This is a genomic window from Streptomyces sp. LS1784 (assembly GCF_020103755.1).
Classification (GTDB): domain Bacteria; phylum Actinomycetota; class Actinomycetes; order Streptomycetales; family Streptomycetaceae; genus Kitasatospora.
Genome location: NZ_JAHSQD010000685.1, coordinates 1 through 3,910 on the forward strand (window position 1 = coordinate 1; position 3,910 = coordinate 3,910).

Sequence of the window (3,910 nt, forward strand, 5' to 3'; positions counted from 1 at the left end):
GCGGTCGCGGACCGGCCGGGGGTCGCCGGGGCGCTGCCCGGCGCGCCGCCCTGGGTGCCGTCCTGGCTCCCCGCGGGGGTGGTGGGCTCCGTCCCGCCCGGACGGCTCGGGGCGTTGACCGCGCCGTCGTTGTTGCGGGTCGGCAGCGCCTGGGCGCCGTCCGAGGTGACCCGGGTCGCGCCGATGTACTCCCTGGTGTCGATCTTGTCGTAGCGGATCACCGCGCCGGTGTGCGGCGCGTTGATCATGTAGCCGCCGCCGACGTAGATCCCGACGTGGTGGATGCTCCGCGGATCGCTCAGGTCCGTCGCCCAGAACACCAGGTCGCCCGGCCGTAGCTGATCGCGCGACGGGTGCGGCCCGGCGTACCACTGGTCGTTGGCCACCCGGGGCAGGGTGATGCCCACACTGGCGAACGCGGCCTGGGTCAGGCCCGAGCAGTCGAACCGCCCGTTCTGCGAGGGCAGGCCCTCACCGCCCCACAGGTACGGGGTGCCGAGCTTGGTCTGCGCGAAGTAGATCGCGGCCGACGACTGCGGGGACACCTCCAGCGGCGCGGTCGGCGAGGCCGGGGCGGTGAAGCTGCGGGCCATCGCCTGGATGTTCCGCACGTAGCCCTGGGTCTCCTTGTACGGCGGCACCCCGTTGTACTTCTCCACCGCGCCCTCGCCGGCGTTGTAGGCCGCCAGCAGGTTGGCCTGCGGGTCACCCGGGACCTTCGCGACCCGCCTTGCGATCGCGCAGTCGTAGGTCGCCGCCGAGGCGATCGCGTCCAGCGGGTCCCAGACGTCCGCCTTGCCGTCCCCGTTGCCGTCGGTGGCGTAGCCGGGCCAGGTGCCCGGCATGAACTGCGCCATTCCCTGCGCCCCGACCCCGGAGCGCGCCTTGGGATCGAAACCGCTCTCCTGGTACAGCTGCGCCGCGAGCATCGGCGGGGAGATCTCGGGGCAGAGTAAGCCCCACTTCTGGATCGGATCCTGGTAGGCGGCGGGGACCGTTCCGGGAGAGAGGGCGGAACGATTCGCCGACTGCTGCGGCGTCCCACTTGCCGCATAAGTCCCCATCGTCACCAACCCGATGAACCCGAACGCAACAACTCCCGCAGCGGCGGCGGCCGTACCGGCCTTCCGGAGTACCATCAGCACCATCCCGACGAATCGTCAGTCGAAGTGTCCCGGAAGGCGTTGCTCACCGCAATCATCAGAGATACGAACAGTGAGCGCTATCCTTCGTACGGTCTACATCCTCGCGTACGTGTCCGATGCCTCACGACCAATACGCGAGAAGTAGCCAAGTCGACATCAGATCTGGCCAAGAATAGGCCCCGACCCTTCGCGCGGGCCGGGTCCGGGCCCTTGAATTTGCCTGATCGGGCGGTGAGATGGAAATGAACCTGAGCAGCGTGCACACGAATGCGGTCGGCCACCTGGCCGAAGACCCCCCCAAGAAGCCGAACATCGACACCATCATCGGCGGAATCGCCCCGGACTGGGGGCCGTTCGCGAGCCTCGGGTCGGAGGCGCGGGTGATGGTCGAGGTCATCATGGCCGTGGCCATCCTCATCTGCCTGGGGCTCGCGGTCTGGGGTGCGGCCAAGCAGCGGATCGGTGCGACCGCGATGCGCGACAGTTTCGGCGCCGAACAGGGCAAGGGGCTGATCGTCGCCGGACTGACCGGCGTGTTCATCATCGGATCACTCGGCACTCTGTTCACCATTGTCTACGGCATGGCGATCTGACGATCGGACAGCAGTAGTCCGACCTGCCTGAGACCGGGTCCCCGTCCGGACCCCCTCCGACAGTCGGCCCGCCAGGAGTCCACCCCCGTTCCCACCCTCCGTCCGCGCCCGCCCCCGGGCGGAGGGCCCCCGGAGCCGCCCCGGCTCCCCGCACCAGGAGGGCCGCCGTGCCGTTGTCCGACGACCAGCCGCGCACCCGTACGCGCCTGCCGGTCGGCGAACAGTCCTCCGCCCAGTCGAACCACCGTCAGTCCCGTCCGTTGCGCGCCCTGCTGGCCGTCCTGGTCGTCGTCACGCTGCTCGTGGTGGCCCTCGCCATCGCCAACCGCGTCATGCCCGGCGCCGGAAGCGGCGACGGCACCTCCGCCGACCACGCCGCCTCCGGCGCCGGCCCCGCCCCCAGCGGCGACCAGCCCGTCGGCACCACCGTCAACGGCATCCCGACCGGCTACCCGCACACCGAGCCGGGTGCCCAGTCGGCCGCCACCAACTACGCGGTGGCGATCGGCTCCGCGGACATGTTCCGCACCGACAGCCGGCACGGCATCGTCGCCACCATCGCCGACCCGGGCGCACTGGCGGGGCTCCAGAGCCGGCTGGACCAGGGCTTCGGCGGCGACACCGCCACCCGCTACGGCCTCGACACCCAGGGCCGCGCGCCCAAGGGCCTCACCTTCGTCAGCCGCACCGTCCCGGTCGGCGCCAAGTCGACGGGCTACAGCGACGGGGACGCCAAGGTCGAGGTGTGGTGCACCGGTCTCACCGGCCTCGCCGGCGAGCGCTCCGTCCAGCCGGTGACCACCAACTGGTTCACCCTCACCCTCTCGCTGCACTGGACGGGCAGCGACTGGAAGCTCACCGACTTTTCTCGCAAGTCAGGCCCGGCTCCCCTGCCGGGCGACCAGCAGGCGGCCACAGCGGATGAGATCGCCGGATCAGCAGAGCAGTTCGGAGGGTTCCGCTATGCGCGTTGACGGTGCGATCGGGAAACGGCTTCCACGGTTCGGACGGGTCCTCAAAGCCTTCGCTCTGTTCCAGGCAGCAGCCATCGGTATGGCGGCCCGGGCCACCGCGGAACCGAGTCCGACCCCTTCGGCCAGCAACAACTGCGACGTCCTGCCGTTGCCCGGCAGCGACGTCTACTGCGCGTCCAAGCCTGGAGGCTCGGTTCCCGGGAGCAGCACCGTCGGGACCGTGACCGACCCCCTCGGGTCGTTGGCCAAGAGCTGTGCGCAGGCCGCGGCGTGGGTGGTGCGGAAGCTGTCGGGGGCGATCGACGGGACGACACAGGTGGACTTCACCAATACGTCGTTCCTGCAGCAGTACGCCGTGGTGTTCGCCGTGTCGACGGTGATCACGCTGGTGCTGTGGCTGCTGGCGGTGACGAAGCGGGCGGTGCGGGGGGCGCCGCTGACGACGGCGTTCTCGGAGGCGATCGGCTTCCTGTGGCTCACGGTGGTGGCGTCCGCGTTCACGCCGCTGATCCTGTACACCGTGGTGAGCGTGACGGACGGGTTGACCAAGGCGATCGCGGTCGGGACGAAGACGGACACCGGGTCGTACCTGGGAGGGTTCGCCGACACCCTGGAGAAGGGCGATGTGGGCGGCGGTCCGCTGATCCTGGTGATCGTGTCGCTGGTCGCGGTGCTGGCGGCGGCGGTGCTCTGGATCGAGCTGTTGATCCGGGCGGCGATGCTGTACGTCGGCGCGTTGTTGGGTACGGCGGTGTACGCGGGGCTGGTGGACCGGCAGCTGTGGAAGCACGTGCGGCGCTGGGCGGGGGTGATGCTGGCGGTGGACCTGGCGAAGCCGATCATCGTGGTCATCCTGGGTCTGGCGGGCGCGGTGGCGACCGGGGCCGGGGCTGACGACGACTTCGCCCGGGTGCTGTCCGGGCTGGCGATCCTGTTCCTGTCGATCTTCGCGAGCGCCGCCGTCTACCGCTTCGTGCCGGGCTTCGGCGACGAGCTGCTGAACATGCGCGGGGCCCGGGCCAACGCCGTCCAGGCCGGTTCGGCGATGATCAACGGCACCGCGAACCTGATGAAGCAGGGCATCACCACCCACGGCGACCGCGGTCCGCAGGCGGGCGGCACGGGTGGTGGCGGGGGTGCCGGCGGCGGTTCGGTCGCGCCGGGCATCGCCGCCCACGCGGGCCGGACGCCGGCGCCA

At 70.6% G+C, this 3,910-nt stretch carries 4 protein-coding genes; 3 read left to right on the top strand and 1 reads right to left on the bottom strand.

Translation table 11 applies throughout. The annotated features are described in order from the left end of the window. A partial coding sequence (locus tag KS423_RS40525) for an NlpC/P60 family protein (RefSeq protein ID WP_374120141.1) occupies positions 1-1,139 on the bottom strand: 1,139 nt, incomplete at its 3' end. A gap of 248 nt (positions 1,140-1,387) precedes the next feature. On the opposite strand from KS423_RS40525, the gene KS423_RS40530 reads away from it, so the two are divergent. The 3 genes from KS423_RS40530 to KS423_RS40540 all read left to right on the top strand — a co-directional run. After that, complete coding sequence (locus KS423_RS40530; RefSeq protein ID WP_224284734.1) at positions 1,388-1,738, top strand: hypothetical protein; 351 nt, start codon at positions 1,388-1,390, stop codon at positions 1,736-1,738. A gap of 167 nt (positions 1,739-1,905) precedes the next feature. Beyond that, positions 1,906-2,712, top strand: a complete 807-nt coding sequence (locus tag KS423_RS40535) for a hypothetical protein (protein WP_224284735.1) — start codon at positions 1,906-1,908, stop codon at positions 2,710-2,712. A gap of 220 nt (positions 2,713-2,932) precedes the next feature. After that, the coding region (locus tag KS423_RS40540) for a hypothetical protein (RefSeq protein ID WP_308020306.1) at positions 2,933-3,910 on the top strand (978 nt) is incomplete at its 3' end.

Coding starts and splice junctions, on each gene's coding strand:
- KS423_RS40530 (WP_224284734.1), top strand. CDS start 1,388: ATGAACCTGAGCAGCGTGCACACGAATGCGGTCGGCCACCTGGCCGAA.